Consider the following 14072-nt stretch of genomic DNA (forward strand, 5'->3'; position numbering starts at 1 on the left):
CACAACACTGCCGGCAAAACCTCGGTTGAAGGGGTCGACGGCAAAGGCCTGCAAACCCTTCCCGTGAAAATGTGGACCACCTTGCGCCAGGACCTGACGCCAGTGATCGCCGTCGCTTCGACGCTGCTGATCGGCTTGTCGGTATTGGTCATGGTGATCGCCGCCGCACTGCGCCGGCGCAACGAAATCAGCGCCTGAGCGCCAGGAGTACGACATGAGTGCCGTGATCAAAGACGCATCCCAGCAGAACGACAAACCCCTGGTCAGCCTGCGCAACCTGAACAAGCACTACGGCGACTTTGCCGCCGTCGACAACATTTCGCTGGACATCAAGGACGGTGAATTCCTTACCTTTCTCGGCTCTAGCGGCTCGGGCAAAAGCACCACGCTGTCGATGCTCGCCGGGTTTGAAACGCCGAGTAGCGGCGAGATCCTCGTCAACGGTGAATCGTTGGTCAATGTGCCGCCGCACAAGCGTGACATCGGCATGGTGTTTCAACGCTATTCGCTGTTCCCGCACCTGTCGGTGCGCGACAACATTGCGTTTCCTCTGGCGATTCGCAAACTCGCGGCGGCTGAGCGCGACAAGCGTGTCGATGCGATGTTGAAACTAGTGCAGCTCGATCAGTTCGCTCATCGCCGCCCTTCGCAACTGTCTGGCGGCCAGCAACAACGCGTGGCTATTGCCCGGGCGCTGGTTTACGAACCGCGCATTCTGCTGATGGACGAACCGCTCGGCGCGCTGGACAAAAAACTGCGCGAAGATTTGCAGGACGAACTGCGCCAATTGCATCGCCGTCTGGGCATCACCATCGTTTACGTGACCCACGACCAGGAAGAAGCCATGCGTTTGTCGCAACGCATCGCGATTTTCAGTCACGGCAAGATTGTTGGATTGGGCAGTGGTTATGACCTGTATCAGAATCCGCCGAATGCGTTTGTCGCGTCGTTCCTCGGTAACTCGAACTTCCTCAAGCTCAAGGCGCAGGGCAATGCGGCGGCTTCTTTTGAAGGGCAGTCATTATCGATTCGCCTGACCGCGGGGTTGCACACCGATCAGGATGTGTTGCTGATGGTGCGGCCGGAAAAAGCGCAGGCGTTGAGCGTGGCGCAAGCGATCAGCGAACCGTTGCCGTCGGGGTGGAATGAAGTGGCGGCCAAGGTGGTTGAGGTGCTGTTCCTCGGCGAGAGCCAGACGTGCAGCGTGGTCACCTCGGGCGGCACCTCAATGACGGTGAAAGCATTGTCAGCCGCGGGCATGCCGCTCAAGGCCGGCGACCCGGTACAAGTGCGCTGGGCCACGGCTGATGCCTGCGTCTACACCGAATGGAGCGAAAGCGACCTCAACAAAGCTGCCGGCTCCCACTGAAAACCCCTGTAGGAGCTGCCGAAGGCTGCGATCTTTTGATCTAGCCGTTAAAAACAAGATCAAAAGATCGCAGCCTCGTTTCACTCGACAGCTCCTACAGGAATGCATTCCAAATGTGGGAGCGAGCCTGCTCGCGAATGCGGTGTGTCATTCAACGTTAAGGTTGACTGACACGGCCTCTTCGCGAGCAGGCTCGCTCCCACAGGGTCTGCCGTCATTTCAAGAATGTCCCCCTCAGGGCCACCCAAGCGTCGGGCCGCGGTGGCCCTTTTTTTGGTCTCAAGGCGCAACGGTCACATCGCCCTGTCCGCTCTCGGCGAGCGCTGCAGCGACAAACCCCTCAGCCTTCTTGCGCTCGACAAACGCCCGCACATACGCCGCGCCGGCCCTGCGCCCACGGGGCACGGCCATGGCCTGGCGAATCGCCGTGAATGCACCGTCCAGCACGCGGTAACGCGCGCCGGCATCCGCGACTTTCTGCAAGGGCTGACGGACACCGGCGGCGGCATCCAGGTGATGCTCGATAAACAGGTCAACGGCACCCGCCGAGGTTTCGGCACGCTCCAATTGTGCGTGCTGCAGCGTGCGACTGAGGAACAGGTCGTAGGCTGCGCCTTTGCCAACGGCCAGTCGCAATCCTGGCTGATCGAGATCCTCGACGTTGCGATACGGGGCCTGCGCCTCGACCAGATAAGTCCCTTCAATGATCACGTAAGGCTCGCTGAACGCAATCTGCGCTTCGCGCACCGGCTCGATGGCGAGAAACGCCAGGTTCCATACGCCCTCCTCCAGCGCCGCGAAAACCTTGCCCGCCGCATCAAAGGTGCGCAACTCCAATTCGACACCCAGCTCGGCAGCCAATGCTCTGGCCAATGCCACCGAAACACCCTGCGGCGCACCGTCCGCCCCGCGCTGTGCCAGCACCGGGTTGCCAAAATTGATGGCGGCATGCAGCACGCCGTCGGGCGCGAGATCGGCCATCACGGCCGGGGTGATTGCACTCATGGTGTTGCTCCCTGATCGGATAAAAAGTCAGTGTGCGTCGTGGCTGACACTGTCGAGGACACAACACACAGCGCGTAAGCCTTATGTCGGTGCCTGACAGGCACTCAAGTGTTCCAGCGCCCGACGCGTCACCGCATCGATGTAAGCCGCGTCACCATAGACCCGAGCCAGCAGAATCGCCCCCTCGTAATCCGCCACCCATTGTCGAGCGGTCAGCAAGGCTTGTCCCTCATCGACCTCGCCTTCCAGCAAATGCGCAAACGCCTTGGCCCATGCATCGAAAAAGCCGCGAATCGGCTCCAGCAATTCACTTTTACCGTACGCAGCATCGACCGCCACCACGCCCATCAGGCAACCAATCGAGTCATTCTGAAACAGCCGCGCAGCCTTGCGGCCCATTTTGCTCAGGCGTTCTTGTGGCGTGAGTTTTTCGTCGAAGGCCACGGCAAACAAGGTCTGGTTGATGACCTGATGCGTCCAGTCGAGCACGTCACGCAGCAAGGCCTCCTTATTCGGATAGTGGTGATAGAACGAAGCCTTGGTAAAGCCGCAAGCGGACGCGAGTACGTCCATGGTGGTGCCATGGTAGCCAAGGCGTTTGAAGGTATTGGCGCACCGCAGGAGCAGCTCTTCACGGGGGATTTTCAACGGTCGCACGGGTATTTCCTGATCCGGATAACTGGCGGTGATTCTATGACATAAGCCTGCCCTTCTCAATTTGACGGTTACCAACTGTTCGTTTAGTTTCTATTTACCGAACAGATGGTCAGTAACTGGCCGCCGACAAAAAATCAGGGAGAGCAGAGATGAACGAAGCCAACAGTGGCCCCGGCCGAGTCACCCGCGAACAACGCGGTCAGTTGTTTTTGATCGGTCTGGATCGCGCCGGCAAACGCAACGCATTCGACAGTGCAATGCTGACGGACCTGGCATTGGCCATCGGCGAGTATGAGCGCAATGACGAACTCCGCTGCGCCGTGCTGTTCGCGCATGGCGAGCACTTCACCGCAGGCCTGGACTTGATGGAGCTGACGCCGAAACTGGTGTCAGGCGCCTTCAAGTATCCTGAAGAAGGCATCGACCCATGGGGCGTTTCCAAACCGCGCAGGCGTAAACCGGTGGTGGTTGCCATTGAAGGCATTTGCTGGACGGCGGGCATCGAATTGATGCTCAACGCCGACATCAGCATTGCCGCCACCAATGCCCGTTTCGCTCATCTGGAAGTGTTACGCGGGATCTCACCCGCCGGCGGTTCCACCGTGCGCTTCACCCGCGCAGCGGGCTGGACCGCCGCCATGCGCTACATGCTCACGGGGGAAGAGTTCGATGCCACTGCCGCCCTGCACATGCGCCTGCTGACCGAAGTGGTCGCACCCGGCCAGACTCTGGCACGCGCCATCGAATACGCCGAATGCATTGCCAAGGCTGCGCCTCTGGCGATTCAGGCGACGCTGCAATCGGCGTTTCTGGCGCAGGATCAGGGTGACGATGCGGCACTGTCGAAGCTTGATGAACAACTGCTGGCCCTGATCAAAACCGAGGATGTCCGCGAAGGCGTCATGGCGATGATGCAAAAGCGCGAACCGCAGTTCAAAGGTCGCTGAAGGCTTTGCTCAACTCACTCGGAACAATTTCATGAACACCATGGCCGCAGCCTTCACCGAATCGATCCAGAGACAGGACATCGCCCTCATTGCCCGCGATGGTTATCCGTTGTCAGCCAAGCGCTACAGCGCGCCGGGCGCGGTCAAAGGCAACCTGATCATGGCCGGCGCCACCGGGGTGCAACAGCGTTTTTATCGGCGCTTTGCCGAGCATGCGGCGCGCCAAGGCTTTCACGTGCTGACCCTCGATTACCGGGGCATCGGTGAATCGAAGCCGGCTTCCCTCAAAGGCTTTGAGATGTCTTATCTGGATTGGGCTTATCAGGATCTGGCGGCGGCAGTGGATTTGCTCAGCCATGAAGCGTTGCCGTTGTATTGGGTCGGTCACTCGTTTGGCGGCCATGCGATTGGCCTGCTGCCCAATCACCACGCCCTCACCGCTTGCTACACCTTGGGCAGTGGCGCGGGGTGGAGCGGCTGGATGTCCCGAAGCGAAGGCTGGAAAATCCGCCTGATGTGGAAGTTTGTGCTGCCGCTGATTGTCGCCCGCAAAGGCTACATGGCCTGGAGCGTGCTCGGCATGGGCGATGACTTGCCGCTGGGCGTTTACCTCGACTGGAAGCGCTGGTGCAAATATCCCCATTACTACTTCGACGATCCTGAGATGGGTCATCTGCGCGCGCTCTACGCCGAGGTCACAACGCCATGCGTTTTCGCCACGTCGGTCGATGATCCGTGGGCGCCGCCGCGTTCGCGCGATGCGTTTGTCAAAGCCATGGTGAATGCGCCGCTGACATTGCTGGATCTGCAGCCGCCACTGGGCAGCAAACCGTACGGGCACATGGGTTACTTCCGTGAAAGCGCACAGCCGTTGTGGGATGAGGTGCTTGATTGGCTGCAAAGCGTCCCTGCACACACCACATAACCGGTACGCATGCAGTCCAAATGTGGGAGCGAGCCTGCTCGCGAATGCGCTGTGTCATTCAATGTTGATGTTGACTGACACGGCCTCTTCGCGAGCAAGCTCGCTCCCACAGGGGTTTTGTGGTGTTTAGGTGATTGGGGAGTAGCCTTCGATTTCGTCCGGCCAGGCGGTGAGAATTTCGAAGCCGGTCTCCGTCACCGCCACCATATGCTCCCACTGCGCCGACAACGAGCCATCCTTGGTCAGCACCGTCCAGCCATCGGGCATGTTTTTCACATGACGCTTGCCGGCATTGAGCATCGGCTCCACGGTAAAAATCATCCCGGCCTTGAGCTTCATGCCCTGATTGGGAAAACCGTAATGCAGAATCTGCGGCTCGTCGTGATAGACCTTGCCGATCCCGTGCCCGCAATACTCGCGCACGACGCTGAAGCCTTCCTTTTCCGCCAGGCTCTGGATCGCGTGGCCGATGTCGCCCAACGTCGCGCCCGGTTTCACCACGCGAATACCCGCGCACATCGCTTCGTAAGTGGTCTTGATCAGGTGCTGCGCCTCAGGCGTCGCCTCACCGACCACGTACATGCGGCTGGTGTCACCGAACCAGCCGTCCTTGATCACCGCGATGTCGAGGTTGACGATGTCGCCATCCTTCAACGGCGTCCCCGATGGAATGCCGTGGCACACCACGTCATTAACCGAGGCGCAGACGGTTTTCGGAAAGCCGTGATAGCCGACGTTGGCCGGCACCGCTTTCTGCACGTTGACGATGTAGTCGTTGCACAGCCGATCCAGTTCATCGGTGGTCACGCCGGCCTTGATGTGCGGCACCAGCATTGCCAGCACTTCAGCGGCGAGTTTGCCGGCAGCGCGCGATTGGGCGATGTCGGCCGGGGTGTTGATCTTGATCTGGTTTCTCATGCGCTGACGGCTTCCTGAGTCAGTTGTTGCAGGTCGAGCCCGCCATTTTGTTCGGCGCGGATCAGCAAGCGGCAAATGGCGCTGTGGTCGAGGTTGGGGTGCAGTTCGGCGAGCATGCCGATGCGCATCCAGTGCTCAGCTTGCGCGTTGATCGAGCGGCTGAGGGCGTTGCTGGAGATCCGCAGATTCTCGTGCATGTCCTCTGAAATCTTTACGATGCCCATATATGAATCCGATACGATGTGTATATGGAACGTATATTAGCCAAGCCTCGCCGGAGATTGCAAACCCTCAGCCGAGCGCCGCATCGAAAAACGACGAAATGAGCCGACTGGAACGCCGTTCTGCCAAGCAATAAAGATACGTCTCGGTGAACAGCTCTTCGCCCTCGATTCTGATCGTGCGGATTTTCGGGTCGGCAATAAACTCCGCTTCCGACACCACACCCAATCCCAGCCCGCGCACCACCGCTTCACGCAACGCCTCACGACTGCCGATTTCCATGGCGATGCGCGGTTTTACCTGCGCCGCATTCAGCGCCTGCTCCAGCACCAGCCGCGTGGTCGAACCGGGCTCACGTTGCAGCAGGCGCTGCCCTTCCAGTTCCTCCAGACGCACGCTGCCGCGATTGGCCAGCGGATGCTCATGGTGCGCGAACAAGATGATCGCGTGCCGCGCATAACGCACTGAACACAACGCCGGATCATCCTGACGCCCGGCCAGCACGGCGATGTCGGTGACGTAATTTTCCAGATCCGATAACACTTGCGCCGAGTTACCGACCCGGATCGACACGTCGATATTCGGATGCTGTTGCAGGTAACTGTCGACCATTTCGATCACATGAAACGGCCCCACCGCACCGACCTTGAGCTGGCCGCTGTCGAGCCGCCCGGAGTCGCGCAGCAGGTTGTGCGCTTCCAGTTCCAGCAAGGCCAGCCGTTGCGCGATGGGCAGCAATTGCCGACCGACATCCGACAATTCAATCCGCCGCCCACGCCGATGAAACAGCTCGACATTGTGCTGACGCTCCAGACTTTGCACCTGCGTGGTCAGTGTCGGTTGACTGAGCCCCGACGCCCGCGCCCCGGCACTGAAACTGCCGTGGCGGGCGACGGCGAGAAAGGCCCGCAATTTGGCGCTCGACATCCATAGACTCCATCAATAGTTAGCTGCGGTTTCGCATATTGAATTGATTGAATGACTGTCACGTGACAGACCTAGCCTGTGGCAACTCCCAATCACACCGTGGAATGCCATGAAAACAATTAACCAGTTTCTGCGTGCCGCCAGCCTTGCCGTACTTGCCCTGAGTGCCAGCCAGGTCTGGGCCAAGGACAAACTGACCATTGGCCTGATCCCTTCGGAAGACTCCCAGGCGATGATCGAATCGAGCAAACAAGTGCTTGACGATCTGCAAGCCAAAATCGGCATGCCGGTGGTGCCGTTCGTGGCCACCGACTACAACGGCATCATCGAAGCGCTGCGCTCGGGCAAACTCGACGTCGCCTACCTCGGCCCGTTCTCCTACGTGCTGGCGACCTCGGTGGCGGACGTCGAAGCGTTCTCGGTGGCGGTGACCAAGAAGACCGGCCAGAGCGCTTACAAGAGTGTGATTCTGGCGCGCAAGGACAGCGGCATTCATTCGCTGGCCGACCTCAAGGGCCATACATTCGCGTTCGTTGACCCAAGCTCGGCCTCCGGTCATTTGTTCCCGAAAGCAGGACTGGAGCAGGCCGGGTTTGTGCCGGACACCTTGTTCAAACGCGTGATTTTCTCCGGTTCCCACGACGCCAGCATCCTTGCGGTCGAGAACAAGAAAGTCGACGCCGCCGCTGTGGCTGACCGTATCTTCGCCAGCGCCGTGGCCAAAGGTGTGGTCAAGCAGGATGACTTCGACATCGTCTGGAGTTCCAAGCCGATCCCCGAGTCGCCGATGGTCTGGCGCAAGGCGCTCGATCCGGAATTGAAGAAAAAAGTCGCCGACGCATTGGCCTCGATCAAAGACGTGCCGTGGGGCGATCAGGGTGTGCTCAATGGCTTCCAGCCCACCACCGACGCGTCCTATGACGTGGTGCGCGAAACCGCCAAAGTGCTCGATCTCGATCTGCGGAGCATGAAATGATCAGCATCCGCCAACTGAGCAAACACTACGGCAGCAACCCGGTGCTGCGCGGCATCGACCTTGACGTCGCTGCGGGCGAATTCGTCGTGGTGCTCGGTCAGTCCGGCGCCGGTAAATCGACCTTGCTGCGTTGCATCAATCGCCTGGCAAAGGCCGACAGCGGCACGCTGAACGTGGCGGGCATTGATGCCCTCGCTTGCCCCGACACTAGCGTTTTGCGCCGTGAAGTGGCGATGATTTTTCAGCACCACAACGTCGTGCCGCGCCTAAGCGTATTGAAGAATGTGCTGACTGGTCGCCTCGGTTCCGTCGGCACCCTCGCCTCGATTCTGCAACTGTTCCGCCGTGACGATGTGGCGCTGGCGATGCAATGCCTGGAACGCGTCGAACTGGCGCACAAGGCCGGTGAGCGCACCGATTCATTGTCTGGCGGGCAGAAGCAGCGCGTCGGTATTGCCCGTGCCTTGGCGCAACGGCCGCAGGTGATTCTGGCCGATGAACCGATCGCCAGCCTCGATCCGAAAACCGCGCGACTGGTGTTGCAGTACCTGCGCGATGCCACCCGCGAGCTGGGCATCACCGTGCTGTGCAATCTGCATCAAGTCGAATACGCCCGCGAGTTTGGCGACCGCGTGGTCGGCCTCGCTCACGGCAGTCTGGTGTTCGATGGCAAAGCGTCGAGCATGACCGACGCCGATCTGGCGCGAATCTATCCGGGGCAATCGGCAGAACACTCCGCTGACGTCCCGGCGCCCACCCTGTCCTACCGCACCGCCTCGAGGGCCTGAGCATGCAATCACCAAACTATCAGTGGGTCGGCGAGCGGCCCCGTGGCACACGCGGTTGGCTGACCACCGCCGGCATCGTCCTGATCGTACTGTGGACGCTGAACTGGAGCGCGCAAGGTGCGCAACTCAGCCTCGGTGAACTGGCAGCGGGATTGCCGCAGATTGGTGACTTTCTCTCACGCACTTTTCCACCGGATCTGAGCATCCTGCCGCGTCTGGTCGCGCCAGCGGTGGAGACTTTGCAGATCGCCATTTGGGGCACCCTGCTCGGCGTGTTGCTGGCGATTCCGCTGTCGTTTCTCGCCGCGCGCAATCTGAGCCGCAATCGCTGGGTGTTTCACATCACCCGTCAGGCACTGAATTTCACCCGCAGCATCAACGAACTGATCCTCGCGCTGATCTTCGTCTCGGCGGTTGGCCTCGGCCCGTTCCCCGGCGTGTTGGCGCTGGCGCTGCATGGTCTGGGCATGCTCGGCAAGTTCTTCGCCGAGAGCATCGAAGAGATCGATCAAGGCCCGATTGAAGCGCTGCAAGCGACCGGTGCACGACCCTTGCAGGTGATCGTGTTTGGCGTTTTGCCGCAGGTGATCACGGCGTGGATTGCGGTGATTTTGTACCGCTTCGAAGTCAATCTGCGCTCGGCCACGGTGCTGGGCATGGTCGGCGCCGGCGGCTTGGGTTTCGAACTGGTGAGCAGCCTGAAGTTGTTCAAATACCCGGAAACCGCGACTTGCATCATCGTCATTACGTTCATGGTGATCGTCGCTGATGCGATCTCCAGCCGCCTGCGCGCGGCGATCCAGAGCGGTTCGGCGCACTGACGTCGAAGCGCTATCGGCTGAGCCGATTCAAACCTGCGAATTATCGATTTGAGCCGTTGTCGACGGGCGCTGAGTATGGCGCCACACGACAACAACAATAAGGATTCATCATGACTGCCCGCTTCCAGAACCCAGTTGATACCCGTTTCGGCTGGGGCAGCCTGCAAGACCTCGCTGCCATTACCGACCAGCAGACCGTGGCCCTCGTCACCTTCCCTGAGGCCCGTGGGCTGGGGCTGGTCGATCGCCTGCAAGCGTTGCTCGGTGAGCGTCTGGTCTACGTGTTCGAAGACGTTCAGCCCAATCCTGACGTCGCCCATCTGCGCAGCACTTATGAGCAGTTCTGGCAGCAGGCCGGTGATTGCGATGTGGTGCTCGCGGTCGGTGGTGGCAGCGCCATCGATACCGCCAAAGCGTTGATCGTCGGCACCGAGTCCGGACATTTCGATGAGTTGTTGACCCTGCTGGCGACCGGCAAGGCGTTCACTCCCGCGCGTTGCAAACAGCTGATCGCCGCGCCGACCACCGCCGGCACCGGTAGCGAAGTCACGCCGTGGGCGACGATCTGGGACAGCGCCAGCCAGAAAAAATATTCGTTGCACCTCGACTGCACCTGGCCGCGCGTGGCGATCATCGATCCGCAACTGATGCTCACCGTGCCGGCCAGCGTCACCGTGTCCACCGGGCTCGATGCGTTGTCTCACGCGCTGGAAGCGATCTGGAACGTCAACGCCAATCCGGTCTCCGACACCTTCGCCATTTCAGCCATCGAAGACATTCTCGAATGCCTGCCGCGTCTGCAAAAAGACCTGTCGAGCCAAGAGTTGCGCACGCGCATGGCCCTCGCCGCACTCAAGGCCGGGCTGGCGTTTTCCAACACCAAAACCGCACTGGCGCATTCGATTTCCTACGAGATGACCCTGCGCCACGGCTTGCCCCACGGCATCGCCTGCTCCTTCACCCTGCCGCTGGTGCTCGGTCTGGCCTGGGGTCACGACGCGACGCGTGACCGCATCCTGCAACGGGTATTCGGCGAGGATCTGCTCACCGCGCAACAGCAATTGCGTGAGTTCCTCCACAGCCTCGGAGTGAAAACCGAGTTCGCCGATTACGGCGTCTCGGCCAAGGACGCCGAAGACATCATCCACCTCGCGATGCAGGGCGCGCGCGGCAAGAACTTCATCGGTTCGCAAGCTGCCTGACGCCCGACGCCACCCGATCAACCCAAGCACCGCCTACGGCTCATAGCCGTGGTGATTTCCTGCCGCACCGAAAAAGAGTGCACCCGCCGACGACAAACGGCGGGAACCCACAACAATAAGGAAAAGATCATGAATCGTGCCGAAACAATGCCTGGTCTCGCCGTACGTTCTGCCTCGTTCCGGGTCGCACAGTGGCGCATGCTGCTGGCGGCGATGTTCTGTTACCTGTTTTTCTACACCGGACGGCAGACCTTCGGTTTTGCCATTCCGGGGATTCAGGCCGAGTTCGGTTTGAGCAAGGAAACCCTCGGCTGGGCGTCTGCTGCAATGCTGTGGGCCTACGCGATTGGTCAGGCGATCAACGGCAACCTCGCCGATAAGTTCGGTGGCCGACGGATCATGACGCTGGGGGCGGTGCTGTCCTGCGCGGCGAACTGGGTGACCAGTTTTGCCGGCGGTTTCACCAGTCTGATCCTGCCGTGGGGCGTCAACGGGTACTTTCAGGCCTTGGGCTGGGCGCCGGGCGGTCGGCTGATTGCCAACTGGTGGGCGGCCGGCGAGCGCGGCAAGGTCTATGGCTTCTACACCTTCGCCGCCGGTTGCGCGTCGATTCTGTCGTACGTCACCTCCATCGTCGTGCTCGAAGTGCTGCAACTGGAATGGCGCTGGATCTTCCGTTTGCCGGTGCTGCTGATGCTGGCCGGCGGGATCATTTTCTATCTAGTCGCCCGTGAACGACCGCAGGACCTGGGCTTCGAACCGGTAGGCGATACCGGCGTGGCCAACGCTGACGACAAACATCAGGAAGCCGCGCATGGCGAAGTCGAGACCTCGGCGCAACGCTATAAAGCCGTGCTGAAGAATCCGCGCCTGCTGATCGCCGCGCTGTCACTGGGCTTTCAGAACGCGGCGCGCTACGGCTTGATCGTCTGGGTGCCGGTGCACTTTCTCGGCGCCGACTGGAAAAGCGGCGACGGCATGATCGATCCAAAATGGATCACCGTCGCCCTCCCGGTCGGCATGGCGGTTGGCGCGTTGAGCAATGGCTGGGTGTCGGACAAGCTGTTCGGTTCCAAGCGCTATCTGGCAATCATGCTTTATATGTTCCTCGGCGCCGCGACCAGTCTGTGGATGTGGAGCCTGCCGCCGCACAGCGTGATCGGCCTGGTCGCGTTGTTCCTTTGCGGCTTCTTCGTTTATGGCCCGGCGTCGAGTTTCTGGGCGCTGTGCCCGGATCTGGTCGGTGCCAAACGCGCCGGCACCGCAACCGGGATCATGAACTTTTCGTCCTATCTGTTTGCCGGCCTCGCCGAGCCTTTGATCGGTCGTTTGCTTGACACCACGGCAAACACGTCTCTCATCTTCATAGTGGTCACCAGCGCCTGCCTGTGCAGCGCGGCCGTGGCATTGTTCATTCGACGCTGATGGGGCTTGCATGTACCAGTATCACAAGTGGTTGCGTTCGTTTCATGCGGTGGCCAAGACCGGCAGCTTCACCCTGGCGGCGGAATACCTCAGCGTCGGTCAGCCGACCGTCAGCGAGCAGGTCAACGCGCTGGAGAAAACCTTTTCGGTCGAGCTGTTCCATCGGCGCGGGCGCTACATAGAGATGAGTTCCGCCGGGCACAAGCTTTACGCAATCACTCAAGGTTTGTTCGGCCAGGAGGACGAAGCGGTGCAACTGCTGCAGAGTTTCAAGCAACGCAAAAACGGCATGCTGCGCCTTGGTGCGGTGTCGCCGCCGATTGCGATGAACCTGACCTACGAGCTGATGCAGCGGCACCCGGACATCGAACTGGAAACTTCGTTTTCCTCGGAAAAGGAAACCCTCGCGCGGCTGTTCAACTTCGATATCGACGTGGCGATTCTGGCGTTGTCGGAATTCGATGAGCGCTTCCACACGCGGCTGTATCACCGCTATCCGATCATTGCCGTGGTGCGCGATGACCATCCGTGGGCCAGCCAGTCGCAGGTTCACATCAGCGAAATCAGCCGCGAGAAGTGGGTGATGCGCGAGCAAAGTGCGCGCACCCGGCAACTGGTCGAAGAAAGCTGCAAGCGCCTCGATATCGACCTCAACCGCGTCATGCAACTGAACAGCCGCGAAGCCATCGTGCACGCGATCGTCAAAGGCATCGGCATCGGTTTTGTTTCGGCCGTCGAGTACGCCGAAACCCCGGGCACCACGCCGATCACCTTTGTCGATCACCCGTTTTTCATCGAATACCACCTGTGCTGCCTCGGCATCCGCCGCAACCGACCGGTGATTGCCGAATTGTTTGATTCGAATCCACCGCTGACCTGATCAGCATTGACCCTTGAAACCGCCTACCTCATTGCCGAGGGACGGCCCACGCTTACCCGAAAACGGAGATTTGACCATGCAGTACAAAAACCCGACTCACCTGCAAGCCGCGATCCTTGACTGGGCCGGCACCGTTGTCGATTTCGGCTCGTTCGCGCCGACGCAGATTTTTGTCGAGGCCTTTGCCGAGTTCGGCGTCGCGGTATCGCTTGAGGAAGCGCGCGGCCCGATGGGCATGGGCAAATGGGATCACATCCGCACGTTGTGCGACCTGCCGCAGATCGCCGAGCGCTATCGCGCCGCGTTCGATCGTTTGCCGAGTGACGAAGATGTGACGGCGATCTACGAACGCTTCATGCCGTTGCAGATCGAGAAAATCGCTTTGCATTCGGCCGTCATTCCAGGTGCGCTCGAAGCGATTGCGGCGTTGCGCGACAAGGGTTTGAAGATTGGTTCGTGCTCAGGATATCCGGCGGTGGTGATGGCCAAGGTTGTCGAACTGGCGCGGGACAATGGTTACGTCGCTGACCATGTCGTCGCCACCGATGAAGTGCCGAATGGCCGGCCGTATCCGGCGCAGTCGTTGGCCAACGTGATTGCCTTGGGCATCGATGATGTGGCCGCGTGCGTCAAGGTTGATGACACCTGGCCGGGGATTCTCGAAGGGCGTAGCGCGGGGATGTGGACGGTGGCGTTGACTTGCTCGGGGAATGCGCTCGGATTGACCTACGAACAGTTCAAAGCGTTGCCGTCGGATCGTCTCGCGGAAGAACGTGAGCGCATTGGCAAGATGTTCGCGCCATCGCGTCCGCATTACTTGATCGACACCATTGCCGATTTGCCTGAGGTCATCGACGACATCAACGCGCGCCTGGCCCGAGGCGAAACCCCACAAGCCTGCTGACACCTGATCGTTCCCACGCTCTGCGTGGGAATGCGGCCCGTGACGCTCCGCGTCACTGGACGCAGAGCGTCCCTAGAGGCATTCCCACGCGGAGCATGGGAACGAT

General features: G+C 60.3%; 15 protein-coding genes and 1 pseudogene. 11 read left to right on the forward strand and 5 right to left on the reverse strand.

Features of this window, described 5'->3' with window-relative positions:
• Together ACIP1X_RS08505 and ACIP1X_RS08510 are read left to right on the forward strand one after the other, a co-directional pair.
• A pseudogene (locus ACIP1X_RS08505) lies at positions 1-198 on the forward strand (hypothetical protein); the annotation flags it as partial.
• Between the two features lie 16 nt (positions 199-214).
• Complete coding sequence (locus tag ACIP1X_RS08510; RefSeq protein WP_400751100.1) at positions 215-1369, forward strand: ABC transporter ATP-binding protein; 1155 nt, start codon at positions 215-217, stop codon at positions 1367-1369.
• Positions 1370-1648: 279 nt separating this feature from the next.
• Here ACIP1X_RS08510 and ACIP1X_RS08515 read toward each other — a convergent pair whose 3' ends face one another.
• Positions 1649-2374 (reverse strand): transporter substrate-binding domain-containing protein, encoded by a 726-nt coding sequence (locus ACIP1X_RS08515; protein WP_400751102.1) that lies wholly within the window; start codon positions 2372-2374, stop codon positions 1649-1651.
• An 81-nt stretch (positions 2375-2455) separates the two neighbouring features.
• A complete protein-coding gene (locus tag ACIP1X_RS08520) occupies positions 2456-3031 on the reverse strand; it encodes a TetR/AcrR family transcriptional regulator (RefSeq protein ID WP_053121198.1) in 576 nt (191 codons plus the stop codon).
• 149 nt (positions 3032-3180) lie between these two features.
• On the opposite strand from ACIP1X_RS08520, the gene ACIP1X_RS08525 reads away from it, so the two are divergent.
• Complete coding sequence (locus ACIP1X_RS08525) at positions 3181-3978, forward strand: crotonase/enoyl-CoA hydratase family protein (RefSeq protein WP_122594262.1); 798 nt, start codon at positions 3181-3183, stop codon at positions 3976-3978.
• 31 nt (positions 3979-4009) lie between these two features.
• Entirely contained in the window at positions 4010-4903 is an 894-nt protein-coding gene (locus tag ACIP1X_RS08530) for an alpha/beta fold hydrolase (protein ID WP_400751105.1), read from the forward strand.
• A gap of 126 nt (positions 4904-5029) precedes the next feature.
• Here ACIP1X_RS08530 and map read toward each other — a convergent pair whose 3' ends face one another.
• The 3 genes from map to ACIP1X_RS08545 all read right to left on the reverse strand — a co-directional run bounded on the left by map (position 5030) and on the right by ACIP1X_RS08545 (position 6970).
• Positions 5030-5821, reverse strand: coding sequence for a type I methionyl aminopeptidase (map, locus tag ACIP1X_RS08535; protein WP_212549322.1), 792 nt, complete (start codon positions 5819-5821; stop codon positions 5030-5032).
• Positions 5818-6045 carry a ParD-like family protein gene (locus ACIP1X_RS08540; RefSeq protein WP_007918027.1) on the reverse strand — a complete coding sequence of 76 codons (228 nt, stop codon included), beginning with the start codon at positions 6043-6045 and terminating at the stop codon, positions 5818-5820. The genes map and ACIP1X_RS08540 overlap by 4 nt, the downstream gene beginning before the upstream one ends.
• A gap of 67 nt (positions 6046-6112) precedes the next feature.
• Positions 6113-6970, reverse strand: coding sequence for a LysR substrate-binding domain-containing protein (locus ACIP1X_RS08545; RefSeq protein ID WP_400751108.1), 858 nt, complete (start codon positions 6968-6970; stop codon positions 6113-6115).
• A gap of 109 nt (positions 6971-7079) precedes the next feature.
• Between ACIP1X_RS08545 and phnD the strand changes: the two genes are divergently transcribed.
• The 7 genes from phnD (at position 7080) to phnX (ending at position 13966) form a co-directional block, all read left to right on the forward strand.
• Complete coding sequence (gene phnD, locus ACIP1X_RS08550) at positions 7080-7946, forward strand: phosphonate ABC transporter substrate-binding protein (RefSeq protein WP_400751110.1); 867 nt, start codon at positions 7080-7082, stop codon at positions 7944-7946.
• Positions 7943-8734, forward strand: coding sequence for a phosphonate ABC transporter ATP-binding protein (gene phnC, locus ACIP1X_RS08555; protein WP_400751113.1), 792 nt, complete (start codon positions 7943-7945; stop codon positions 8732-8734). Before phnD ends, phnC begins: the two co-directional genes overlap by 4 nt.
• A gap of 2 nt (positions 8735-8736) precedes the next feature.
• Positions 8737-9555 carry a phosphonate ABC transporter, permease protein PhnE gene (phnE, locus tag ACIP1X_RS08560; protein ID WP_400751115.1) on the forward strand — a complete coding sequence of 273 codons (819 nt, stop codon included), beginning with the start codon at positions 8737-8739 and terminating at the stop codon, positions 9553-9555.
• A gap of 110 nt (positions 9556-9665) precedes the next feature.
• Positions 9666-10757 carry an iron-containing alcohol dehydrogenase PsrA gene (gene psrA, locus ACIP1X_RS08565; RefSeq protein WP_400751117.1) on the forward strand — a complete coding sequence of 364 codons (1092 nt, stop codon included), beginning with the start codon at positions 9666-9668 and terminating at the stop codon, positions 10755-10757.
• A 129-nt stretch (positions 10758-10886) separates the two neighbouring features.
• Entirely contained in the window at positions 10887-12182 is a 1296-nt protein-coding gene (locus tag ACIP1X_RS08570) for an MFS transporter (RefSeq protein ID WP_064392989.1), read from the forward strand.
• A gap of 10 nt (positions 12183-12192) precedes the next feature.
• Positions 12193-13062, forward strand: coding sequence for a LysR substrate-binding domain-containing protein (locus ACIP1X_RS08575; protein ID WP_053121214.1), 870 nt, complete (start codon positions 12193-12195; stop codon positions 13060-13062).
• Positions 13063-13138: 76 nt separating this feature from the next.
• Entirely contained in the window at positions 13139-13966 is an 828-nt protein-coding gene (phnX, locus tag ACIP1X_RS08580; protein ID WP_400751119.1) for a phosphonoacetaldehyde hydrolase, read from the forward strand.
• Positions 13967-14072: the final 106 nt, after the last annotated feature.

The sequence above is a fragment of the Pseudomonas sp. NPDC088885 genome, from assembly GCF_044750025.1.
GTDB classification, from domain to species: domain Bacteria; phylum Pseudomonadota; class Gammaproteobacteria; order Pseudomonadales; family Pseudomonadaceae; genus Aquipseudomonas; species Aquipseudomonas rustica.